Consider the following 22,637-nt stretch of genomic DNA (forward strand, 5'->3'; position numbering starts at 1 on the left):
GGCCCCTCTCTCTGTGATGACTTCTCTGTGATGACTCGTAACCGGCTGAGCGCGCTGGCCACCACGGCCGCCCTCGCCGCCGCCGACGGTCTCCTCACCGCCACCCCGGCCTCCGCGGCCGTCACCTGCGCCTCCCCCGTGTGGAAGGCGGAGTACTTCGCCAATGCCGGTTTCAGCGGCACGCCCAAGCTGACCACCTGCGACAGCGCCATCGCCGAGAACTACGGTTACGGCGACCCGGCGGGCGTCACGCTGCCGAACGACAACTTCTCCGTCCGCTGGTCCGTCACCCGGGACTTCGGCTCCGGCGGTCCCTTCAGCCTCGTCGCCGAGGCCCAGGACGGCATACGCGTCAACGTCGACGGCGTGCGCAAGATCGACCTCTGGAAGAACGTCTCCACCACCCAGAAGAAGACGGTCAACCTGACGATCCCGTCCGGACGGCACACCATCACCGTGTACTACGCGGCCTGGACGGGCGCCGCGAACGTCAAGTTCGGCTACGCGCCCCTCACGTCGGCCACCGCCGACAAGGTCCGTCCGCTCGCGCCGACCGGTGCCACCGTCGCCTACGACCGGGCTCTCAACAAGGCCACCCTGAAGTGGGCGGCCAACAGGGAGATGGACCTCGCCGGCTACCGCGTCTACCGGCGGCTGCCCACCACCGCGTGGGCCAAGGTCAGCAGCGCCACCACCCTGGTCACCGGCACCTCCGCCGTCAACTACCCCCCGCCCACCGGTGAGACGTACCTCTACGAACTCCGCGCCGTCGACAAGGCCGGCAACGAGTCGTGGGGCAGCGCCGACCTGACGGTCGCGAGCGTGGACCGTACGGCTCCGTCCGCGCCGGCCGGTCTGACGGCGACGGACGGGCAGGCCGGGGTGGCGCTGGCCTGGCAGCCGGTCGCCGGAGCGGCGACGTACACGGTCCACCGGCGCCTCACCGCCGACACGACCGGCCCCGTGACCCAGGTCGCGACCGGAGTCACGGCCACGGCCTTGACGGACGCCACCGTCGCCGAGAACACCGGCTACAGCTACTGGGTCTCGGCCGCGGACGCCGCCGGGAACGTGTCGGCACGCACCGCCACCGTCGCCACCCACGGCGACTTCGCCCCGGGCGCGCCGACCGGCCTGACGGCCCTTGACGACGCCCGGAAGGGCATCGTCCTGAACTGGACCGCGCCCGCCGCCGCGGACGTGGTCTCGTACCGCGTCTACCGGGACGGCGCGCTCTGGACCACGGTCACCGAGCCGACGTACACCAACCACTCGGTCAGGTACGGGACCACCTACCGGTACACGGTCACGGCCGTGGACGGGGCGGGCAACGAGTCCGCCGCGTCCGCCGCTGTCGAGATCACCACCGAGGGCGACCTCGTCGCCCCCGCCGCCGTCACCGGTCTGAAGGGCACCGCCCGCGCGGACGGCGTGCTCCTGGAGTGGGACGCGAACACGGAGCCCGACCTCGAACGGTACGACCTGTTCAAGGGCGAGTTCTGGCCTGACGAGGAGGAGCCGGGCGGCGGCGTGTGGGTCTTCCACCACGTCGACTACATCGCCGGGGACGCCACCTCGTACCTCTTCGGGTCCACCCAGGACGGGGACCGGTACCGCTTCGCCGTCGTCGCCGTCGACAAGTGGGGCAACACCCTCGCCACGGACATCAACGACGTGTCCTGGGTCGAGGTCGAGGAACTCCCCGCCGCGGGCTGAGTCTCACCGCTCCCGCACCCAGGCGGCGGCCTCCTCCGGGGTCGCCGCCACCGGGACGCCCTCCGGCGCCGGAGGGCGGCGGACGACCACGACCGGGACGCCCGCCTCGCGGGCCGCGGTCAGTTTCGGGGCCGTGGCCGCGCCGCCGCTGTCCTTGGTGATGAGGACGTCGATCCGGTGCCGGCGCAGCAGCTCCCGCTCTCCGTCGAGGGTGAAGGGGCCCCGGTCCAAGAGGACTTCGGTGCGGGGCGGCATCGGGGTGTCCGGGGCGTCCACGGAGCGGACGAGGAACCACTGGGGGCAGTCGGCGAAGGCGGCCAGGCCCATCCGGCCCGTCGTCAGGAACACCCGCTGCCCCAGGCCGTCGAGGGCCCGCGCCGCCTCCTCCAGGGAGCCCACGTCGTGCCAGTCGTCCCCGTCGACCGGGACCCACCCCGGCCGGCGCAGGGCGAGCAGGGGAACATGGGCGGTGGCGGCCGCCCGGGCCGCGTTGAAGCTGATCCGCTCGGCGAAGGGATGGGTGGCGTCGATGACCGCGTCCACACGGTGTGCGCGCAGCCAGTCCGCGAGCCCCTCGGCCCCGCCGAACCCGCCGATCCGCACCTCGCCCACCGGCAGCCGGGGCTGGGCCACCCGCCCCGCGAGCGAGCTGGTCACGCGGAGCTCGCTCCCGTGTGCCTCGAGCAGTCCGGCGAGGGCGCGGGCCTCCGTCGTCCCGCCCAGAATGAGTACGTGCACAGGAGTCCCTTCGTGAATCCGGCCGGTGGGCGCGAGGCCCAACTCAAGCACACGGGTCTGCGCCCCGGGTGGACGACCGGTGCCTGTGCGACGGCGGCGACGACGGCCGCGTACACGGCGCTGCTGACCGGGGATTTCCCCGACCCGGTGACGATCACGCTGCCGAAGGGCGGGCGTCCGGCGTTCGCGCTCGCGGCGGAGGAGCTCTCCGCCGGCGCCGCCATGGCGGGGGTCGTGAAGGACGCCGGTGACGACCCGGATGTCACCCACGGCGCACTGGTCCGCTCGACGGTACGGATCCTCCCGGCCGGCTCCGGTGTCGTCTTCCGGGCCGGGCCCGGCGTCGGCACGGTCACCCTGCCCGGCCTGCCCCTGGAGGTCGGCGAACCGGCGATCAACCCGGTCCCGCGCCGGATGATGCGCGAGCACGTCGCGGAGGTCGCCGCCGCGCACGGCGGCTCCGGCGACGTCGAGATCACGGTCTCCATCGACCACGGCGAGGAGATCGCCCGCTCCACCTGGAACCCCAGGATCGGCATCCTCGGCGGCCTGTCGGTACTCGGCACGACCGGCATCGTCGTCCCGTACTCCTGCTCGGCGTGGATCGACTCGATCCGCCGGGGCGTGGACGTGGCCCGCGCGGCGGGCCTGACGCATGTGGCGGGCTGCACCGGCTCCACCTCGGAGAAGACGGTGACGACGCTCTACGACCTGCCCGAGATCGCCCTGCTCGACATGGGGGACTTCGCGGGCGCCGTCCTCAAGTACGTACGGCAGCACCCGGTCGACCGGCTCACGATCTGCGGCGGCTTCGCCAAGCTCTCCAAGCTGGCGGCCGGCCATCTGGACCTCCACTCGGCCCGCTCCCAGGTCGACAAGCCGTTCCTGGCGGACCTGGCCCGGTCCGGCGGCGCGTCCGAGGCCCTCGCCGAGGAGATCGCCACCGCCAACACGGGCCTGGCGGCCCTCCGCCTCTGCGAGGCGGCCGGCGTCCCCCTCGGCGACCTGGTCGCCACCCGCGCCCGCGACGAGGCCCTCAGCGTCCTCCGCGGCGCACCGGTCGCGGTCGACGTCGTCTGCATCGACCGCGCGGGCACGGTGGTGGGCCGGTCGGCAGTGGCGGGACCGTAAGGGGCGCGGGCCCTCAGAGGTCGTCGGGCAGCAAGCGGAACGCCTTGTGACCGGTGAGGGGTCCGCTCATGCGGTCGGGTATCCGATCTCCGCGATGTCGTCGGCCCGTGCGGCCAGGTCGGTGTCCGGGTTCAGGGCGGTGACGAGGGAGTCGGTCAGCGGGCGCAGGGCGAGCACATGGCGGACGGCGGCGAGGTCGACCGTCGTCTCGTAGTAGTCCTCGGCCCACTCCTGGTACGCCTCTGCCGAGCGGTCGACGAGGAGCTCGAAGAGATAGCCGGCGCCGTCCGCGTCCTCCGGGTCGTCGCCCTCCTCGGGGAAGTCGATCGCCCCCGTCCGCCAGGCCGTGTCGGCCGGCTCCCGCCACAGGCAGGCGGTCACGACCGGTACGCCGCCCTCGTCGGTGAACGCCGGCTCCTCGACGTACGCCCGGAAGGCCTCCGGCACCGAGTCGAGCACCCCCGGCCACGGCGAGCCGTCGGCCAGGGGGCCGTACGGGCTCATGAGCGACTCGTGGGAGAAGCCGCGTATGTACACGCCCGCGGCGGAGAAGACGAGGGAGTACTCGTCGCCCTGTCCGTTCCGCATCGAGGCCATCTCCTCGCCCTCGGACCAGCGCGAGTCGAACGAGTAGTACCGCCCGTCCCAATCGGGGCTGAGCACCGCGTCCAGCATCGCCAGCCCACGGCAGTGGTCACGCAGGAGATCGGTCTCGGGAAGCTTCCGGGCCACGTCGTATACGGTCACGCGCCCATCCAAGCGCACGCCACCGACAGCGGGTCCGCGGATGCGGCCCCACCCCCGCGCCCCTAGGCTTGCCAGGGCAACCGTCCCGATCGAAGGGTGTGTGCCCATGTCGAAGCGAGGCAACAAGCGACGCGCCAGGAAGAAGAAGGGCGCGAATCACGGCAAGCGGCCCAACGCCTGAGCCGTTTGACTTTCTGACGTTCTCGAGGCCCGCGGGGCCGGTGCGTGAAGCGACGTACCGGGTCCGCAGGCCTTCGTGATGCGGGTCAGCAGACGTGGCGGTCGCGCGCCGGGTCGTAGAGGTGGCTGTCGCGGAACTGCGTGGCCGCCAGTGTGCGGCCGACCAGGATGACGGCCGTCTTCGTGATCCCGGCCGTCTTCATCTGGGACGCGATGTCGTCGAGGGTGCCCCGCAGGACCACCTCGTCCGGGCGGCTGGCCATCGCCACCACGGCCGCCGGGCAGTCGGCGCCGTAGTGGGGCAGCAGCTCGGAGACGACCCGGTCGACGTAGCGGGCGGCCAGGTGGAGGACGAGGAGCGCGCCGCTGCGGCCCAGGGTCGCGAGGTCCTCGCCCTCGGGCATCGGGGTCGCCTGCTGGGCGACGCGGGTGAGGATCACCGTCTGGCCAACGGTGGGGACCGTCAGTTCGCGCTTCAGGGCGGCGGCCGCCGCCGCGAACGCCGGGACGCCCGGCACCACCTCGTACGGAATGCCCTCCGCGTCCAGGCGCCGCATCTGCTCCGCGACCGCGCTGAAGACGGACGGGTCGCCCGAGTGGAGCCGGGCCACGTCGTGCCCCTCCGCGTGGGCGCGGACGATCTCGGCGACGATCCGGTCGAGGTCCAGGTCGGCCGTGTCGACCAGGCGCGCGTCCGGCGGGCACTCGGCGAGCAGCTCGCGGGGGACGAGGGACCCGGCGTACAGGCAGACCCCGCACCGCGCGAGGGTCCGCGCGCCGCGCACCGTGATCAGGTCGGCGGCCCCGGGGCCCGCGCCGATGAAGTAGACGGTCATGCTCCAACTCCTGATTTCGTTACGGACCACTGGGTGACCGGCATCGCCTGGCGCCAGCCGGTGAAGCCGCCCACCGGGACGGCCTGGGCGACGGCGAGCCGGATCAGCTCTCCGCCGTGGCGGCGGTACCGGTCCGCGAGCAGCGCCTCGGACTCCAGCGTCACCGTGTTCGCGACCAGCCGGCCGCCCGCCGGCAGCGCCTCCCAGCAGGCATCGAGGAGGCCGGGCGCGGTCAGGCCGCCGCCGATGAACACGGCGTCGGGGGCCGGCAGGCCGGCCAGCGCCCCGGGCGCGGCGCCGGTGACGACCCGCAGGCCGGGTACGCCGAGGGCCGCCGCGTTGCGTTCGATACGCGCCGCTCGCTCGGGGGACTTCTCCACGGCGATCGCGCGGCACGAGCGGTCCGTCCGCATCCACTCGACGCCGATCGAGCCGGAGCCGCCGCCGACGTCCCACAGCAGCTCGCCGGGTGCGGGCGCCAGGGCCGCGAGGGTCGCCGCGCGGACGTACCGCTTGGTGAGCTGGCCGTCGTTCTCGTACGCCTCGTCGGGCAGACCGGGCACGGCGCCGAGGCGCGGCGCGCCGGGGGAGCGTACGCAGTCGAGCGCGACGATGTTGAGGGGGTCGATGTCGAGGGGGTCGCCGGCCTGCTCGGGCGGCCAAGCGTCGGCCGTGGCCTCCACGATCCGTTCCCGCTCCGAGCCGAGCTGTTCCAGGACCCGCATCCGGGTCCCTCCGAAGCCCTTCTCCCGCAGCAGCCCGGCGACCTCAGCCGGCGTGCGGCCGTCCGCGCTGAGGACGAGCAGCCGCCGGCCGTCGTGGAGGGAGGCGGTGAGCGAGGCGAGCGGCCTGCCGACCAGCGAGACCGTCTCCACGGCCTCCAGGGGCCAGCCGAGGCGCGCGCAGGCGTACGAGACGGAGGAGGGGTGCGGGAGGACGTGGAGGCGGTCGGCGCCGACCGTCTCGCCGAGGGTGCGGCCGATCCCGTAGAACATCGGGTCCCCGCTCGCGAGTACGGCGATCTTCCGGCCGTCGTGGGCGGCGAGCAGGCCGGGGACGGCGGGGCGCAGGGGCGAGGGCCAGGCGATCCGCTCGCCGGGGCACGCGTCGGGGGGCAGCAGCTCCAGCTGGCGGCGGCCGCCGATGAGGACCTCGGCGGCCCGCAGGGCCCGGCGGGAGTTCTCGGGGAGCCCGTCCCATCCGTCCGCGCCGATTCCGACGACCGATATCACACCGTTCACGTCGGCGAACTCTACGTGAGCCCGCGCGGGCCCCTTCCTGGCGCCCGCGGAATAGGACGCGCCAGGTGCGCCGTTGAGCACAGTGATTTAAAGTTCAACCAATACCGGTCGCAGAGGCCGGTCCCGCGAGAGGTGAGCACCATGCAGTTCGGGATCTTCACCGTCGGCGACGTCACGGCCGACCCCACGACCGGCCGCACCCCGTCCGAGCACGAGCGGATCAAGAACACGGTCGCCATCGCGCTCAAGGCGGAGGAGGTCGGGCTCGACGTCTTCGCCACCGGCGAGCACCACAACCCGCCGTTCGTCCCGTCCTCGCCCACCACCCTCCTCGGGCACATCGCGGCCCGGACCGAGCGGCTCATCCTCTCCACGTCCACGACACTGATCACCACCAACGACCCGGTGAAGATCGCCGAGGACTACGCGACCCTGCAGCACCTCGCCGACGGGCGCGTCGACCTGATGATGGGACGCGGCAACACCGGCCCGGTCTACCCGTGGTTCGGGCAGGACATCCGCCAGGGCATCCCGCTCGCCGTCGAGAATTACGCACTCCTCCACAGGCTGTGGCGGGAGGACGTCGTCGACTGGGAGGGCACGTTCCGCAGCGCCCTGCAGGGCTTCACCGCCACTCCCCGCCCGCTGGACGGCGTACCGCCGTTCGTCTGGCACGGCTCGATCCGCTCCCCCGAGATCGCCGAGCAGGCCGCGTACTACGGCGACGGATTCTTCGCCAACCACATCTTCTGGCCCAAGCAGCACACCGAGAAGATGGTCGGCCTCTACCGCCGGCGGTACGCGCACTACGGCCACGGCAACCCCGAGCAGGCCATCGTCGGCCTCGGCGGCCAGGTCTTCATGCGCAAGAACTCCCAGGACGCGGTACGGGAGTTCCGGCCGTACTTCGACAACGCGCCGGTCTACGGACACGGCCCGTCGCTCGAGGAGTTCAGCAAGGAGACGCCGCTCACCGTCGGCTCCCCGCAGGAGGTCATCGAACGGACCCTGTCCTTCCGGGAATACGTCGGCGACTACCAGCGTCAGCTCTTCCTGGTGGACCACGCGGGTCTGCCGCTGAAGACGGTTCTGGAACAGCTCGACATGCTCGGCGAGGAGGTCGTCCCGGTGCTGCGCAAGGAGTTCGCCTCCATGCGGCCGGCCGGAGTCCCGGAGACCGCCCCGCTCCACCCCGCCGTGGAACGCGCAGCCGTGGAACGCGCAGCCGTGGAACGCGCAGCCGTGGAACGCACAGCCGCCGGAAACACGGCCGCAGAACCCACGAGCACGCGCACACGCACGCTCACGCAGGAGGCGTAAGTCATGCAGACCCTGAAGCTCGTCGCCGTGTCCGCCGGACTCTCCGCGCCCTCCTCGACCCGGCTGCTCGCCGACCGGCTCGCCAAGGCCGCCGAGTCGCGCCTCGTCGAGCAGGAGTACGCGGTCGAGGTCCAGGTCGTCGAGTTGCGCGAGCTCGCCGTGGACATCGCGAAGAACTTCGTCACCGGCTTCCCCTCGGGCGAGCTGGAGGCCGCGATCGACGCGGTGACCGGCGCGGACGGGGTCATCGCGGTGACCCCCGTCTTCACCGCCTCGTACAGCGGTCTGTTCAAGTCCTTCTTCGACCTGATCGCCCCGGACGCGCTGACCGGCAAGCCGGTGCTGGTCGCGGCCACCGGCGGCACCGCCCGCCACTCGCTCGTCCTCGACCACGCGCTGCGGCCGCTCTTCGCCTACCTCCGGGCGCTCGTGGTGCCGACGGCGGTGTACGCGGCTTCGGAGGACTGGGGCTCGGGCGGCGACGAGGCGCTTCCCACGGGCTTCGGGGGCGACGGCCTGCCGTCCCGGATCCAGCGCGCCGGGCGGGAGCTGGCGGAGTTCGTCGCGGCCCGGCCGGCGGCCCGGGAGGCGGACGAAGACGAGGTCGTCCCCTTCGAACAGCAGCTCGCGGACCTGCGCCTGGACTGACCTCGGTGATCTTCTCCTTGCGGGTGATCTTCTCCTTGCGGGTGATCTTCTCCTTGCGGGTGATCTTCTACTTGCGGTTGTAGAGCCGCATCGTGACCGCCCCGAAGACGACCACGAACACCGCCGACCACCCCAGGGACCAGGCGATGTCCGCCGCCGGCCAGTTCCCCGCCATCAACTCCCGTACCGCCGTCGCCAGATGCGTCACCGGGCTGTTGTTGACGAAGGCCTGGAGCCACCCCGGCATCGTCCTCGGGTCGACGAAGACGTTGGACAGGAACGTCAGCGGGAAGATCACCATCATCGAGACGCCCATGACGGACTTCTCGCTGCGCAGCATCAGCCCGAACATGGTCCAGATCCACGAGAAGGCGAACGAGAACACCATCAGCAGCGCGACCCCGAGCAGGATGCCCGTCACCCCGCCGGCCGGCCGGTAGCCGATGATCACGCCGACGGTGAGCATGACGGCGGAGGCGATCAGATAGCGGACGACGTCGCCGAGGAGATAGCCGACCATCGGGGCCGGCCGCCAGATCGGGAGCGTACGGAAGCGGTCGAAGACGCCCTTCTCGATGTCGGTGTTGACCGAGACACCCGTATACATCGTGATCATCACGACGCTCATCACGAGGATGCCCGGCAGCAGGAACTGGATGTACGCCGAGACCGAGCCGGCCAGCGCGCCCCCGAAGAGGTACGTGTACATCAGCACCATCATGATCGGGAACGCGGTCACGTCGAAGAGCTGCTCCGGCACATGCTTGATCTTGAGCATGGCGCGCCAGCCGAAGGTGAACGAGGCGGAGAGCGCGCTGGGCCGGGGCGGCCGCTCCTGGCCGACGAGAAGCGCGGCCAGTTCCTCGGCGCGCGGGGCCTCGAAGGCGAGGGCGTCGGTCTGCCGGCTGTCCTTGCCGGTGGCGACGGTACTCATGCCGTCGTTCCCTTCCGGTCGGTGAGGGCGAGGAAGACCTCGTCGAGGCTGGGCTGGCCGAGCGAGAAGGTGTCGACGGTGATCCCGGCTCCGGCGAGTTCGGCCAGGGCCCGGGCGGCCTGTTCGGCGGCGCCCAGGTCCGTGCCGTGGCCGTCGACGGTGGCGGTGAGCGCCACCGGGTCGGGGTCGAGCTGGACGGTGGCCTTCAGCGCGGTCGCGAGGACCCGCTCGGCGGCCGGGCGCTGCTCGGGGTGGCGCAGCCGTACCTGCACCGATCCGGAACCCACCGAGGACTTCAGCTCGCCCTTCGTCCCCTCCGCGATGACCTTGCCGTGGTCGATCACGGCGATACGGGAGGCCAGCTGGTCCGCCTCGTCCAGATACTGCGTGGTCAGCAGCACCGTCGTGCCCTGGGCGACCACGGCCCGGACGATGTCCCAGACCTGGTTGCGGCTGCGCGGGTCGAGGCCGGTCGTCGGCTCGTCGAGGAAGAGCAGGTCGGGGGTGTTGAGGATGGAAGCGGCGATGTCGATTCGGCGCCGCATACCGCCCGAGTAGTTCTTGACCTGCTTGTCGGCGGCCTCGGAGAGGCCGAACGCGGCGAGGAGCTGCGCGGAGCGCTCCCGGGCGCCGGGCCGGGAGTGGCCGAGGAGCCGGCCGAGCAGCACCAGGTTCTCGGTGCCGGTCAGGTCCTCGTCGACGGAGGCGTACTGGCCGGTGAGGCTGACCCGGCCCCGCACGGCGTCGGCGTCCTTGACCACGTCCTTGCCGAAGACGGTGGCCCGGCCGCCGTCCGGCCGCAGGAGGGTGGCGAGCATCTTCACGGCGGTGGTCTTGCCCGCGCCGTTCGGGCCGAGGACGCCGTAGACGGTACCGGCCGGGACGCGCAGATCGATGCCGTCGACGGCCCGGTTCGTGCCGAAGACCTTGACCAGGCCCTCGGTCTCGATGGCGAGGTCGGCCATGCGCTGCCCTCCCGGCTGCCGGGTTCGGTTCCGCTTCGGTTCCGCTTCGGTTCGGCTTCAACCACTCACTGCCAACCACACCAGTCTCCGACGGAGGCGGCCGGTATGCCAGGGGAGGGCGGCCGGTATGCCGGCGGTAGGACGGCGCCTCCCTCGCGCGGGGGAGGGACCCCGGCCCCCGCGACGACGCGGCGGACACCACCCCGACGGCACGCTGAGCCTCATGCCGAACCTACGGAAGACGAAGATGAACGCCCTGCCCGGTACACCCCGCTGGGCCGCCCTCGCCGCGCACGCCGTGCCGCTGATCGTCCTTCCCTCGGGGATCTGGCGGATCGCCCTCACGCTGGGGCTCCCCGTCGCCGAGGTCGACGATCCGGGCCTCGGCCAGGCCACGTACCAGATCGTCCTCACCGTCGTGGCCGAGCTGCTCGCCTTTCTGACCCTCGGCCTCGTCCGGCCCTGGGGCGAAGTCTTCCCCCGCCGGCTGCCGTTCGTCGGCGGGCGCCCCGTCTCCACGCGCGGGGCGACCACCGCCGCGCTCTGCGGGGCGTTCGGACTCCTCGCCCTGGTGGGCTGGTTCACGTACGCGGCGTACGCGGGGCTCGGCGGGAACTCCGTCGGCACGCACACCGACGGCCCGGTCCAGCAGGTCCTGCTGTACGTGTGCTACCTGCCGCTCCTGGCGTGGGGCCCGCTGCTCGCCGCCGTGGCGGTCGCGTACCACCGCCGCCGTACCGGCCGTTACGACGGCAGTGGCCGTTACGTCGAGGGGTGCACCGGCCGGCCGGCCGCGTCCTCGTGCGTGTAGAAGACGTAGAACGTGGCGACGTACATGCCCGCGGCCACCACCAGGCCGAGGACCACCGCGGACAGCACGCTGGCCCTGGAGAGGCTGAAGAGGAAGCCGACCGCGCAACCGGCGAGCGCCGCCCAGGCCGCCGCGCGCAGCTCGCGCGGCAGGACGCGGCCGCGCCGCCGCAGCACGTACACCGCTCCGGCGAGCACGGCGCCGGCGGCCAGTCCGAGCAGGACCTGGCCCCAGGTGATGAGGCCGCCGGAGCGCACGATGGCGGCCGCGTAGAAGCCGTAGAGGAATCCCAGCGTGAGGGGCAGGCCCCAGCCGCGTGTCCTCAGCCGGCGGTCGTGCCGGTCGTGTGCCTTCGGACGCCGACGGGAAGGCAGTGCGGCGTGTGCGGCCATGGCGGAGCTCCTTCACTCTCGGCCCCCTCCACCCTCATCCCTCCAGAGCACACCTGGGCCCTCGCCCCCGCAACCGGACGGTCGGGTCGTCAGCCGGCCGGTCGCACCGCGACGGCGACGATCAAACATCCAGGACCGATCAAACATCCAGGGTCTCCGAGGCAAGGGCGGCCAGCCGCCCCAACGCGCCGTCCAGGACCGCCAGGGCGGGCGAGGCGAGCCCCACCCGCACCGCGTCCACGGCCGCCGCCCCCGGGGCCGCCGCCGAGCCCCGGCCCGCCGCCGTCCCCGGGGCCGCCGCCGAGCCCGGGACCGTGCCTCCCGTGACGGCGAATTCGGTGCCCGGCGTCAGTGCGATGCCCCGCCGGGCCGCCGCGGCCACGAACGTCTCCGCCCGCCACGGTGCCGGAAGCTCCCACCAGCAGTAGTACGCGTGCGGCGCCGTGCGGATCCGGTACGCCCCCAGATGGCGCCGCACCAGCGCGTGCCGGGCCGCCGCGTCCGCCCGCTTCGCCGCCACCACCTCCGCCACCGTCCCGTCCTGCGCCCACCGGGTCGCCGCCGCGAGCGCCAGGCCGCCCGCCGTCCAGGCCCCGGAGCGCAGGGCGCGCCCCAGGTCCTCCACCAGCCCCTCGGGCGCCACGAGATGGCCGACGGTGAGGCCGGGCGCCAGCCGCTTGGAGAGGCTGTCCACCAGGACCACCCGCTCCGGAGCGTGGGCGGCGAGCGGCGCCGGGGCGTCCGGTTCGAGGAACGCCCAGGTGGTGTCCTCGACGGCCGTCAGACCCGACTCCCGCAGCACGACCGCCAGTTCGGCCCTGCGCCCCGAACCGGATGTGATCGACAGCGGGTTGTGGAGCGTCGGCTGGACGTACACGGCGGAGAGCGGGGCCGCGCGATGGGCCGCGGCGAGTGCGTCCGGGCGCATCCCGTCCTCGTCGAGCGCGATCGGGACCAGCCGTACGCCCAGCCGCGCCGCCACCGCCTTGACCAGCGGATACGTCAGGGCCTCGACGCCCAGTCGGCCTCCTGGACCGACCAGCGCGGAGACGGCCGCCGCGATGGCCTGCCGGCCGTTGCCTGCGAACAGCACCCGCTCCGGCTCCGGCGCCCAGCCGGCCCGCGCCAGCGTCCGTACCGCCGCCGCCCTGGCCTCCGCCGTGCCCACCGCCGCCGCGGGCCGTCCCGTCGCCTCCCCCAGCACATCGGCCCGGGCGAGCGAGGCGAGCGCCCGCGCCATGAGCTCCGACTGCCCTTCCGCCACGGGGTAGTTGAGCTGGAGGTCGACCGGTGTGTCGCCGGTCGCCTCGGCGAGCGCGGGCCCGGGCAGCGGCGGCGCGGCCCGTACGAAGGTGCCTCGGCCGACCTCGCCGACGACGAGGCCCCGGCGGGCCAGCTCTCCGTACACCCGGATCGCCGTCGAGTCGGCGATCCGGTGACGGCGGGCGAAGGCCCGCTGGGTGGGCAGCCGGTCGCCGGGCCGCAGCCCCCCGTCCGCGATCCGCTCCGCCACCCGATCGGCGATCCTGCGGTACTCCTCCACCGGACCGACCCCCTCTCCACACACCGGAACATTGCACCGAGAGCAAAGATTTTATTGCACCGAGCAAGGCGGCCTGCCTAGCCTCGGACCATGCCTTCCGCAGAGATCAACGGACTGACCGTCGGCTACGAGGACAGGGGCGCGGACACGGGCACGGAGCCCGCGCTCGTCCTGATCCACGGCCACCCCTTCGACCGCACCATGTGGCAGCCCCAGATCGACCGCTTCTCCGCCACGCGCCGGGTCGTCGCCCCCGATCTGCGGGGCTACGGAGCGACCACCGTCGTCCCCGGCGTCACCCCGCTCTCCGCCTTCGCCGAGGATCTCGCGGCCCTCCTCGACCATCTCGGCGTCCGCGAGTTCGTCCTCGCCGGGCTCTCCATGGGCGGCCAGATCGCCATGGAGTGCTACCGCCTCTTCCCCGAGCGGATCCTCGGCCTCGTCCTCGCCGACACCTTCCCCGCCGCCGAGACCGAGGAGGGCAGGGCCGCCCGGAACGCGATGGCCGACCGGCTGCTCGCCGAGGGAGCGGCCGGGATGCGGGCGTACGCCGACGAGGTACTGGACCGGATGGTCGCCCCGTACAACACCCATGCCGCGCCCCACGTCCACCGGATGATGTGCGCCACCGACCCGGCCGGCGCGGCGGCGGCCCTGCGCGGGCGGGCGGAGCGCCCCGACTACCGCGAACTGCTCACCACCGTCCGCGTACCCGCCCTGGTGGTCGTCGGCCGGGACGACACCTTCACCCCGGTGGCGGACGCGGAGGCGATGCACGCGGCCCTGCCCGACTCCACCCTCGTGGTCGTCGAGTCCGCGGCGCACCTGCCGAACCTGGAGCGGCCCGAGGAGTTCGACGCGGCCCTGGCGACGTTCCTCGGCTCACTCGTCCGGACCAGCTGAAGGTTCGGTCCCGGGCCGGCGGCCGGACGATGGCCCCATGAGCCAGAACACGGCGCCGAGCGCGCCCACCCCGCCCCGCACGTCGAGTGCCGCCGGTGACTGGGCCGCCGGCGGCACCCTCTTCGCCGGTGTCCTGATGCTGGTCACCGGCATCATGGACATCCTCCAGGGCATCGTGGGGATCGCCGAGAACGACGTCTACGCCCGGGTCGGCGACTACGTCTACAAGTTCAACCTGACCGCCTGGGGCTGGATCCATCTGATCCTCGGCATCGTGGTGGTCATCGCGGGCTACGGGATCCTCAAGGCCACGGAGTGGGGCCGGCTGGCCGGCATCACGCTCGCCGCGCTGAACGTGATCGCCCACTTCCTCTTCCTGCCGTACAACCCGTGGTGGGCGCTCTTCTCCATGGCCGTCTCGGTCTTCGTGATCTGGGCGCTGGCCACGGACCGCACGGACCGCACGGACCTCACCGGTCGACCGTGAACCGCACGCGGGCCGGGGCGCTCGCCGCCGTCTGCTCCCTCCTGCTCGCGCTCACCACCGCCGCCTGCACCGAGGAGGACCGGGCGAAGGTGGGCGACATCGTCTCGTCCGCCACCGCGGCGGCGGCGTCGAAGATGGGCGAGGTCAAGGACGGGGTGAACGCCACCGGCGACGTGAAGGCCGGCCCCACGAGGACGGACGGCGACCGGACCGTCGCCGAGATCACCGCGACCAACGGCGGGGACGGGAGGGCCGACTACACGATCATGGTCAACTTCCGTGACGGTGAGGGCAATCTGCTCGACTCGGTCGTCCTCGCCATCGACGGCGTCGAGCCGGGGAAGTCCGGGACGGGAACCGCCCGCAGCAACCGCACGCTGCCGGGGGAGACGACGGCGGACATCGCCCAGGCGCTGCGCCACTGAGGGCGCGGCGGGAGCCGGCGCTCGACCTGCACGCCGGCCGCTGATCGGCCACGCTGAATACATGGACCACATGCACGACGACGAGCAGATCCTGGAGAACATCGGCGCACTCGTCGAGGAGGAACGGGCCCTGCGGCAGCGGACCGGTGGCCTGCTGCCGGAGGAGCGGTCCCGCCTCGCGGAACTGGAGGTTCAGCTGGACCAGTGCTGGGACCTGTTGCGCCAGCGCCGCGCGAAGGCGGAATTCGGCGAGGACCCGAACACGGCGACGGTCCGCCCGGCGGCGGAGGTCGAGAACTACCGCAGCTGACCTACCCTGTCGTGCGCCCCCCCTTCCGCTGGCGCGGCGCCCCAACCTCCGCGGGTTGTGGGCAACTGTTCCGCAGGGCGATGGGGGTCCCCCCGGACGGAGTCTGGGGGAGGGTGGGCACAACCCACGACGGCGCCGCACCGGTGATGACCGTACGGACTGGGAGCCTGGGCCCGGCAAGGGCGCCGTCCCGTGTGCCCACCCGTTCCGCCCCAGCGGAACAGATGCCCACAACGGGGTGGGGTGGCGGACGTGAGGGTGGGGCCCGCCCCGGCGGGACGGGGACCGGCCACGGGGCGGGGGCGAAGTAGGGGGGCGTCGGCGCCGTGCCAGCGGGCCCCCGTGGTGGCGGGACGTAAGTTGGGGCGCATGGCGCGACGTACACGGCTCTCACCGCCCCCCTGGCTCACCGCCGGGCTCCGCCCGCAAGCCGCACCCGTTCCCTGGGCCGCCGTCGCCCGTGCCTCGATCGCGCTCGCCGCGCCGCTCGCCGTCGGGTTCGCCGTCGACCAGCCCATGTACGGCGCCCTCGTCTCCATGGGCGCCCTCTCCGGGGTGATCGGCGACACCGCCGACGCGTACCGGATGCGCTTCTACAACATCGCCGTCCCGCAGCTCTTCGGCGCCCTCGGCGTCACTCTCGGCACCCTCGTCTTCGACCGGGGATGGCTCGCCGTCGCCGTCCTGACGCTGGTCGCGCTCGTCTCCGGGATGATCTCCTCCATCGGCGCCGTGGCCTCCGTCTCCGGCCTCCTCCTGCTCCTCAACGCCGTCGTCGGCGCCGACCTCCCCATGCCCGAGCCGTGGTGGAAACCGCCCCTCCTCCTCACCCTCGGCGGCGTCGTCGTCCTCGTCCTGACGCTCCTCGGCTGGCCGCTGCGCGGCGGCGTCCCCGAGCGGACGGCCGTGGCCGGCACCTACCGGGCCGTCGCCGACCTCCTCGAAGCCGCCGGATCCGAGGACACGTACGACGAGAAGCGCCGGGCCGTCACCACCTCCCTCAACCATGCCTACGACCTCGTCCTCGCCCGCCGCGCCCGCCACCACGGCCGTACCCCCACCCTCGTCCGGCTGCTCGCCCAGCTGAACGTCGTGATCCCGCTCGTGGAGGCGGCGCCCGCCGCGCATCTCGCCGCGCGCCGGTTCCACCGGCCGCTGCCGCCCGAGATCCCGGCCGCCGTGCGCGAGCTCGCCGACGCCGTCGAGGAGGGCCGCACCGGCACACCCGTCCTGGAGCTGCCCGAGGCCACCCGTCCCTCCGAGAAGGCCGTCGACCAGGCCCTGCGCCACGCGGCGACCGTGGTCCACAAGGCGGAGCCGAAACCCTTCAACGTCGACGACCGGCTCGGCCGGCCCGCCGCCCTCGGGGTGCGGACCCGCCGGGCGGCCCGCGCCGTGCTGTTCTCCGAGGCGTCCTGGCGGTACGGGCTGCGGCTCGCCCTCTGCATCGGCCTCGCCCAGGCGCTCGTCTCGCTGATCTCCGTACCCCGTTCGTACTGGGTGGCCCTCACCGTCACGTTCGTCATGAAGCCCGACTTCGGCTCGGTCTTCTCCCGCGCCGTGCTGCGCGCGTTCGGCACCGCGGCGGGGCTCGTCGTCGCCGCCCTCGTCCTGGCCGAGGTCCCCCGGGGGTGGTGGGACGTCCCGGTGATGCTGGTGCTCGCCGCGCTGATCCCCGCCTTCTCCGCGAAGGGGTACGCCTTCCAGACGGCGGCGATCACGCCGGTCATCCTGCTGCTCTCCGACCTCCTCAACCGGCAGGGCTTCGACCTGGTCCTGCCCCGGCTCTACGACTCCCTCCTCGGCTGCGCCATCGCCCTGGTCGCCGGTTATCTGCTGTGGCCGGAGTCCTGGCACACCCGCATCGGCGACCGGCTCGCGGACGCGGTCGCCGACACGGCCACCTATGTGCGGCGGGCGTTCTGCCCTCCCGAGGAGGCGGAGCCGGCCGCCCGGGTCCGGGCCCGGCGCGCGCTCTACCGCGACCTGTCGGCCGTACGGTCCGAGTTCCAGCGGGCCCTGACCGAGCCGCCGCCCACCGGCACGGTGGCCGCCGCCTGGTGGCCGCTGGTCGTCGCCGTGGAGCGGATCGTGGACGCCACGACCGCCGCCCGGGTCCGCGTGGACCACGGCGCCCCCGCCCCACAAGCGGAGGAAGTCGCCGCCGTCGAAAGGCAGTTGCGGGAACTCGCGGACGGACTGCGCGGCAGTGACGTCCTGGTGGGGGTCCGGGCGGAGCTGACCGGCGACGAGGAGGGGGTCCTCGCACCCCTCCGACAGGAGGTCAGCGCGGCGCGGGCCATCGCGACTCCCCGGCGGGAGTCGGACTGAGCCCCCGCCGAACCCCCGCCATGGGGCGCACGGATGCCCTTACCGGCGGTCACCCGGGAGAAGCCGCCCTACCGCCGTTACCGGAATCCACCGGGGCGACTACGATGCGCTCGATTCACCTTGACCCGTGCTTCCACCGGGAACAACCGACCCGCGGGCACGGTCACTTCGTCCTGCACCATCTTCCCCGTGCCACCCAAGGACATCGCCATGCGCACCACCACCGGCAGAGGGCTCCAGCCCAATGTCCTCGGGACCTTCGACACCGTCGTCATGGCCGTCGCGGGCAGCGCACCCGCTTACTCCCTGGCCGCCACCACCGCCGTCCTCTTCGGCGCGGTCGGCCTCGCGGGACCGGCGGCCCTGCTCTACTGCGCGATACCGATGCTCGGCATCGTCCTCGCCTACGCCCGCCTCGGCCGGATCGACGTCAACGCGGGCGCCGGATACTCCTGGGTGGGCCGCACCCTCCACCCCTTCCTCGGCTTCCTCTCCGGCTGGGCCCTCGTCGTCTCCGCGACGATCTTCATGGTCGCCGGATCGGTGCCCGCCGGATCGATGACGCTCTCCCTCATCGACCCCGGTCTCGCGGACGACACCCCGCTCGCCGCCGCCGTCGGCGCCGGCTGGTTCCTGATGATGCTGCTCGTCGTCCTCGGCGGCGCCCGGCTCACCGTACGGGCCCAACTCCTCATGTCCGGCGTGGAGATCGTCATCCTCCTCGTCTTCGTCCTCGCCGCCCTCGCCCACCGCGGCCACGCCACCGCCTTCGACTGGTCCTGGTTCGGCTTCGGCCACTTCGACGGCCCGGCCGGCTTCGCCTCGGGCGCCCTGATCGCCGCCTTCTACTACTGGGGCTGGGACGTCACCAGCAACCTCAGCGAGGAGACCCGCGACAGCCGCCGTACGGCCGGGTTCGCCGCGCTCGTCGGCGTCGGCGTCGTCTTCCTCCTCTTCGAGGCGTTCACGATCTCCGTCAACGTGCTGCTGACCTCCGGGCAGATCGAGACGGCCGGCGCGAACGTCCTGGCCGTCCTCGGCCAGGAGATCTGGCCCGGTGTCGGCGGCAAGCTGCTGATCGTGGCGGTGCTGCTCTCCACCGTCGCCACCCTGGAGACCACCCTCATCCAGGTGACGCGCTCGCTCTTCGCGATGGGCCGGGACCGCACGATGCCCGCCGCGCTCGGCATCGTGCACCGCCGCTGGAACACCCCGTGGGTGGCGATCGCCGCCGTCGGCGGCGCCGCGCTGCTGATGTTCGGCGCCGCGGCCGCCGCCGGTTCGGTGGAGCGGATCCTCAGCGACGCCGTCTCCGCGATCGGCCTGCAGATCGCCTTCTACTACGGCCTGGCCGGCATCGCCGCCGTCGTCGCTTACAAATCGATCCTGCTGACGTCCGTACGGAACTTCCTCCTCGGCGGGGTCTGGCCGCTGCTCGGCTCCGCGTTCATGCTGTGGGCGTTCGTCGAGTCGCTCGGCGAACTGACCACGACGGCCCTGGTCATCGGCCTCGGCGGACTCCTCGTCGGCGTCGTGCCCCTCGTCGTCTACTGGCGGAAGGGCACCGCCTACTACCGTCCCGCCCGGCTCGACGCGGTCCGGGCCCTCGCCGCGGCCGAACCGTTCGGGCCGACCACGCCCCGCGCCCGCCGCGCGGACGAATCACTCGCCACCGACTTCTGACTTCTGACGTCTCACTTCTCGCTTCTCGCTTCTCGCTCCTGAGGGAGGACCCGGATGGCCGCTCTTCGCCGACCGTCCCGCTCGGCGCGCTCGGCACGCTTCACACCCGACCTCGACCCGGACTTCGGCGACCGCGCGCTCACCGAGGCCCGGCACGACATCGTCATCGGCCGCTGGCAGGGCGTACGGGACCTCCTTCGGGCCACCGGCGAGAACTGGCCACGCCGCACGCACCGGCTGCGGCTCCTCGCCCACGCCGCCGCCGGCAGCTCCACCGTCGAGGCATGGCGGGCGGCCGAACCCGACAACCCCGACGCGGCGGTCCTGCGCGCCGCCACCGAGGTCGTCCGCGTCTTCGACACGGCCATCGCGGCCGGCCGGGGCAGCACCGTGGACCGGGGGCGGCTCGACGCCACCGTCGACGCCTGCCTCGGCGCGGCCCAGGCGGCCCCCGCCGACCCGATGCCCTGGGTCGCGCTGCTCTCCGTGGCCCGCCTCTACGAAGGCGGGGTCCCGCGCCGCCAACTGCGCCAGTGGTTCGACGAGCTGCGCCACCGCGACCCGTACCACACCGAGGGCCACGCCCAGGTGATGCGCTACTGGTCGGCCCGATGGCACGGCACCCACGGGACGATGTACGACTTCGCCCGCGACGCGGCGGGCGTGGCGCCGCCCGGGTCGCCGCTGCCGGTCCTGGTGCAGGTCGCCCGGGTGGAGGAGTACCGCTACATCGCGGACGGGGCTCTCGGCCGCGGACCGGTGCGCGGCTTCGACCAGCACTGGAAGCACGAGCTGGCCGTCACCGAGCTGCGCCGGACGTACGCGCGGTGGATCGGCGGCCGGGACCCGGACCGCCCGGTGGCCCCCGAGGAGGTCGGCGACCTCAACTACCTCGCCCACGCCGCCTGTTACGCGGGTCAGGTGGAGCTGGCCCGGGAGCTGCTCGGGATGCTCGGCACCCGCGCGTCCTGGGTGCCCTGGTCGTACACCGGGGATCCGGAGGAGCAGTTCGTCCGCTTCAGGGAGACCCTGGGGGTGGAGTGAGGAGCGCCCCCCGCGCCCCTCACTCCCGGTTTCTCACCGGATCACCGGATCATCGGCTCACCGGCTCACCGGCTCAGACGCCGATGGCGCGGCCGTCCTTGCGCCAGACGGCGACCACGGACGGGCGGACGAGCTTGCCGGGCCCGTCCGGCCAGACCGAGGCGGGCTTCTCGACGGACGCGCCGTCGATCTCGCCCGGGTGCTGGACGGCGACGACGACCCGGCGGTCCTGGATGATCGGGCCGCAGGTCTCGGCGCCCTTCGGAACGGTCAGGAACTGCTTGAGCTCACCGCGCCGCTCGCCCTGCGTGGCGACACCGAACAGACCGTCGTGCGAACCGAGCTGGTTGCCGTCGGTGGAGATCCACAGATTGCCGTACGGGTCGAAGGCGACGTTGTCCGGGCAGGAGATCGGGGAGACCTTCTCCTTGGGGAAGCCGGCGTAGTACGTCGCCGGGTCGTTCGGGTCGCCGGCGACCAGGAAGAGGCGCCAGGCGAAACCGTCCGAGGCCGGGTCGTCCCAGTGCTCGGCGAGCTCCAGGATCTGCCCGTGCTTGTTGAGGTTGCGCGGGTTGGCCTCGTCGGCCCCCGGGTTGGTGCCCTTGCCGCGGTTGGAGTTGTTGGTGAGCGCGACGTAGACGCGGCCGGAGCGCGGGGAGGGCTCGACGTCCTCGGGACGGTCCATCTTGGTGGCGCCGACCTTGTCACCGGCGAGGCGGGTGAAGACGTACACCTCCTCGGCGGTCATGCCGGGGACGTGCGAGACGTCGCCGGTGGCGAGCGGGATCCACTGGCCGGAGCCGTCGAACTCGCCGTCGTTCGGAAGCTTGCCGCTGCCGTCGATGTCCTGCGGGCTGTCGCCGGTCAGCTTGGCGACGTACAGCGTGCCCTCGTCGAGCAGGGTGAGGTTGTGCTCGCGGGCGGCCCGGGAGTTCCCCTTCTTCATCCGCTTCGAGGAGACGAACTTGTAGAAGTAGTCGAACCGCTCGTCGTCGCCCATGTAGACGACCGGACGGCCGTCCTCGGTCAGGCGCGGCTGCGCGGCCTCGTGCTTGAACCGGCCGAGCGCGGTGCGCTTCTTGGGCGTGGAGTCCGGGTCGTACGGGTCGAGCTCGACGACCCAGCCCTGGCGGTGGGCCTCGTTCGGCTCCTGCTTGAGGTCGAAGCGCTTGTCGAACCGCTCCCACTTGCGCTCGGTGGCGCCGGAGCCGATGCCGTACCGCTTGTCGGTGGGGCTCGACCCGTTGGCGAAGTACTGGTTGAAGTTCTCCTCGCCGTGCAGGGTGGTGCCCCACGGGGTGGTACCGCCGGCGCAGTTGTTGAGCGTGCCGAGGACCTTGCGGCCGGACGGGTCGGCGGACGTCTTGAGCAGGTCGCCGCCGGCGGCGGGCCCGGTCAGTTCGAACTCGGACGTCGTGTGCAGACGGCGGTTGAGCGGGTGGCGGGTGACCGGGGTCAGCCTGCCGGAGCGGTGCTCCTCCTGGACCACGACGACGGAGAGACCATGGGCGGCCCAGGCGATCTCGACCTGCTCGCGGGTCGGGTTCTCGGAGTCGTACCCCTTGAACATCAGGATCTCGTCGGTGTACTCGTGGTTGGCGACGAGGAGCTGACGGCCGTGCTCGCCCCGGAGGGGGAGAAGGCTCAGGAAGTCGTTGTTGTAGCCGAACTGTCCGGCCTGCGCGGCGGGCGTCTGCCGGTCGGCGTCGAAGGCCGGGGCGCCGCGGAGGATCGGCTCGCCCCAGCGGATGACGACGCTCTGCTCGTAACCGGCGGGCACGGTCACCTGGTCGGCGGTGTTGGGCGCGACGGGGGAGAAGCGCAGGCCACGGGCGCCGTCGGTACGGCCGGGGGTGTGCGGACGGCCCTGCGAAGCGCCCTGCGAAGCGGCCTGCGCCGCCGGGGCGTTGCCGACGGCGACGGCCGTACCGGCGGTGGCGGCCACGGTCACGACGGCGGCGGCTCGCATCATGGAGCGGCGCGAGAGCGCACCGGCTATGACGTCCCCGACGTACTCGTTGTCGCTGGTGTTGGGCACCTCGTGGAAGCAGGCGTCACCACAGCGGAACCGGCAGGTGAGAGCGGAACGGCCGCCTCCGTGCGGGTTAGTGCTCAGCAGCGGCAGCAGTTTGCGCACTTCGTCCTCCTACGGCGCTCACTGCGCCGACAGTGTGTCGGGAATCCGTTCGGCGGCGACGCTATGTGCGCACATCTGCACGGGGGCGGCGCCGGAGTGAACGGCGGATGAATGC

Annotated in this window: 22 protein-coding genes; 13 read left to right on the forward strand and 9 right to left on the reverse strand. The window is 72.7% G+C overall.

Translation table 11 applies throughout. The features are described 5' to 3' along the window. The first annotated feature begins 30 nt into the window (after nucleotides 1-30). The gene (locus tag ACF06X_RS32100; RefSeq protein ID WP_392290828.1) at nucleotides 31-1,716 is read left to right on the forward strand and encodes a fibronectin type III domain-containing protein; all 1,686 of its coding nucleotides are present in this window, start codon (nucleotides 31-33) and stop codon (nucleotides 1,714-1,716) included. A 3-nt stretch (nucleotides 1,717-1,719) separates the two neighbouring features. On the opposite strand, the gene ACF06X_RS32105 is transcribed toward ACF06X_RS32100, so the two are convergent. Beyond that, nucleotides 1,720-2,454, reverse strand: a complete 735-nt coding sequence (locus ACF06X_RS32105; protein WP_392290829.1) for a cobalt-precorrin-6A reductase — start codon at nucleotides 2,452-2,454, stop codon at nucleotides 1,720-1,722. Between the two features lie 12 nt (nucleotides 2,455-2,466). On the opposite strand from ACF06X_RS32105, the gene ACF06X_RS32110 reads away from it, so the two are divergent. Next, the gene (locus tag ACF06X_RS32110; RefSeq protein ID WP_392290830.1) at nucleotides 2,467-3,585 is read left to right on the forward strand and encodes a cobalt-precorrin-5B (C(1))-methyltransferase; all 1,119 of its coding nucleotides are present in this window, start codon (nucleotides 2,467-2,469) and stop codon (nucleotides 3,583-3,585) included. Nucleotides 3,586-3,651: 66 nt separating this feature from the next. Here ACF06X_RS32110 and ACF06X_RS32115 read toward each other — a convergent pair whose 3' ends face one another. Continuing rightward, nucleotides 3,652-4,332, reverse strand: coding sequence for a hypothetical protein (locus ACF06X_RS32115; protein WP_392290831.1), 681 nt, complete (start codon nucleotides 4,330-4,332; stop codon nucleotides 3,652-3,654). 106 nt (nucleotides 4,333-4,438) lie between these two features. On the opposite strand from ACF06X_RS32115, the gene ACF06X_RS32120 reads away from it, so the two are divergent. Continuing rightward, a complete protein-coding gene (locus ACF06X_RS32120) occupies nucleotides 4,439-4,513 on the forward strand; it encodes a 50S ribosomal protein bL37 (protein WP_373297613.1) in 75 nt (24 codons plus the stop codon). An 85-nt stretch (nucleotides 4,514-4,598) separates the two neighbouring features. Here the strand turns inward: ACF06X_RS32120 and cobM are convergent, their stop codons facing one another. Together cobM and cbiE are read right to left on the reverse strand one after the other, a co-directional pair. Then, nucleotides 4,599-5,348 carry a precorrin-4 C(11)-methyltransferase gene (gene cobM, locus ACF06X_RS32125; RefSeq protein ID WP_392290832.1) on the reverse strand — a complete coding sequence of 250 codons (750 nt, stop codon included), beginning with the start codon at nucleotides 5,346-5,348 and terminating at the stop codon, nucleotides 4,599-4,601. Beyond that, nucleotides 5,345-6,589, reverse strand: coding sequence for a precorrin-6y C5,15-methyltransferase (decarboxylating) subunit CbiE (cbiE, locus tag ACF06X_RS32130; RefSeq protein WP_392290833.1), 1,245 nt, complete (start codon nucleotides 6,587-6,589; stop codon nucleotides 5,345-5,347). The genes cobM and cbiE overlap by 4 nt, the downstream gene beginning before the upstream one ends. Before the next feature lie 141 nt (nucleotides 6,590-6,730). On the opposite strand from cbiE, the gene ACF06X_RS32135 reads away from it, so the two are divergent. Beyond that, a complete protein-coding gene (locus ACF06X_RS32135; protein ID WP_392290834.1) occupies nucleotides 6,731-7,909 on the forward strand; it encodes an LLM class flavin-dependent oxidoreductase in 1,179 nt (392 codons plus the stop codon). Nucleotides 7,910-7,912: 3 nt separating this feature from the next. Continuing rightward, the gene (locus ACF06X_RS32140) at nucleotides 7,913-8,557 is read left to right on the forward strand and encodes an FMN reductase (protein WP_392290835.1); all 645 of its coding nucleotides are present in this window, start codon (nucleotides 7,913-7,915) and stop codon (nucleotides 8,555-8,557) included. Nucleotides 8,558-8,624: 67 nt separating this feature from the next. Here ACF06X_RS32140 and ACF06X_RS32145 read toward each other — a convergent pair whose 3' ends face one another. After that, nucleotides 8,625-9,491, reverse strand: a complete 867-nt coding sequence (locus ACF06X_RS32145) for an ABC transporter permease (RefSeq protein ID WP_392290836.1) — start codon at nucleotides 9,489-9,491, stop codon at nucleotides 8,625-8,627. Further along, on the reverse strand, nucleotides 9,488-10,456 hold the full coding sequence (locus ACF06X_RS32150; RefSeq protein WP_392290837.1) for an ATP-binding cassette domain-containing protein: 969 nt from the start codon (nucleotides 10,454-10,456) through the stop codon (nucleotides 9,488-9,490). The genes ACF06X_RS32145 and ACF06X_RS32150 overlap by 4 nt, the downstream gene beginning before the upstream one ends. Before the next feature lie 223 nt (nucleotides 10,457-10,679). Here ACF06X_RS32150 and ACF06X_RS32155 point away from each other — a divergent pair, with 223 nt between their 5' ends. After that, the gene (locus ACF06X_RS32155) at nucleotides 10,680-11,267 is read left to right on the forward strand and encodes a hypothetical protein (RefSeq protein WP_392290838.1); all 588 of its coding nucleotides are present in this window, start codon (nucleotides 10,680-10,682) and stop codon (nucleotides 11,265-11,267) included. On the opposite strand, the gene ACF06X_RS32160 is transcribed toward ACF06X_RS32155, so the two are convergent. Both ACF06X_RS32160 and ACF06X_RS32165 read right to left on the reverse strand, forming a co-directional pair. Continuing rightward, complete coding sequence (locus tag ACF06X_RS32160; protein ID WP_392290839.1) at nucleotides 11,219-11,659, reverse strand: hypothetical protein; 441 nt, start codon at nucleotides 11,657-11,659, stop codon at nucleotides 11,219-11,221. The genes ACF06X_RS32155 and ACF06X_RS32160 overlap by 49 nt on opposite strands. Nucleotides 11,660-11,798: 139 nt before the next feature. After that, complete coding sequence (locus tag ACF06X_RS32165; RefSeq protein ID WP_392290840.1) at nucleotides 11,799-13,202, reverse strand: PLP-dependent aminotransferase family protein; 1,404 nt, start codon at nucleotides 13,200-13,202, stop codon at nucleotides 11,799-11,801. Nucleotides 13,203-13,292: 90 nt separating this feature from the next. On the opposite strand from ACF06X_RS32165, the gene ACF06X_RS32170 reads away from it, so the two are divergent. The 7 genes from ACF06X_RS32170 (at nucleotide 13,293) to ACF06X_RS32200 (ending at nucleotide 20,385) form a co-directional block, all read left to right on the forward strand. Then, complete coding sequence (locus ACF06X_RS32170; RefSeq protein ID WP_392290841.1) at nucleotides 13,293-14,105, forward strand: alpha/beta fold hydrolase; 813 nt, start codon at nucleotides 13,293-13,295, stop codon at nucleotides 14,103-14,105. 37 nt (nucleotides 14,106-14,142) lie between these two features. Then, entirely contained in the window at nucleotides 14,143-14,592 is a 450-nt protein-coding gene (locus tag ACF06X_RS32175) for a hypothetical protein (RefSeq protein WP_392290842.1), read from the forward strand. Continuing rightward, complete coding sequence (locus ACF06X_RS32180; protein ID WP_392290843.1) at nucleotides 14,589-15,017, forward strand: hypothetical protein; 429 nt, start codon at nucleotides 14,589-14,591, stop codon at nucleotides 15,015-15,017. Before ACF06X_RS32175 ends, ACF06X_RS32180 begins: the two co-directional genes overlap by 4 nt. A gap of 61 nt (nucleotides 15,018-15,078) precedes the next feature. Next, nucleotides 15,079-15,327 (forward strand): DUF2630 family protein, encoded by a 249-nt coding sequence (locus ACF06X_RS32185; RefSeq protein ID WP_392290844.1) that lies wholly within the window; start codon nucleotides 15,079-15,081, stop codon nucleotides 15,325-15,327. 369 nt (nucleotides 15,328-15,696) lie between these two features. Beyond that, nucleotides 15,697-17,658, forward strand: coding sequence for an FUSC family protein (locus ACF06X_RS32190; RefSeq protein ID WP_392290845.1), 1,962 nt, complete (start codon nucleotides 15,697-15,699; stop codon nucleotides 17,656-17,658). A 210-nt stretch (nucleotides 17,659-17,868) separates the two neighbouring features. Continuing rightward, on the forward strand, nucleotides 17,869-19,341 hold the full coding sequence (locus tag ACF06X_RS32195) for an APC family permease (RefSeq protein ID WP_392290942.1): 1,473 nt from the start codon (nucleotides 17,869-17,871) through the stop codon (nucleotides 19,339-19,341). Nucleotides 19,342-19,395: 54 nt separating this feature from the next. Beyond that, nucleotides 19,396-20,385: a hypothetical protein gene (locus tag ACF06X_RS32200; RefSeq protein ID WP_392290846.1), complete on the forward strand. Its 990-nt coding sequence runs from the start codon at nucleotides 19,396-19,398 to the stop codon at nucleotides 20,383-20,385. Between the two features lie 73 nt (nucleotides 20,386-20,458). Here the strand turns inward: ACF06X_RS32200 and ACF06X_RS32205 are convergent, their stop codons facing one another. After that, nucleotides 20,459-22,522 (reverse strand): PhoX family protein, encoded by a 2,064-nt coding sequence (locus ACF06X_RS32205; protein WP_392290847.1) that lies wholly within the window; start codon nucleotides 22,520-22,522, stop codon nucleotides 20,459-20,461. Between the last annotated feature and the right edge of the window lie 115 nt (nucleotides 22,523-22,637).

The sequence above is a fragment of the Streptomyces sp. NPDC015346 genome, from assembly GCF_043078785.1.
Lineage (GTDB): Bacteria > Actinomycetota > Actinomycetes > Streptomycetales > Streptomycetaceae > Streptomyces.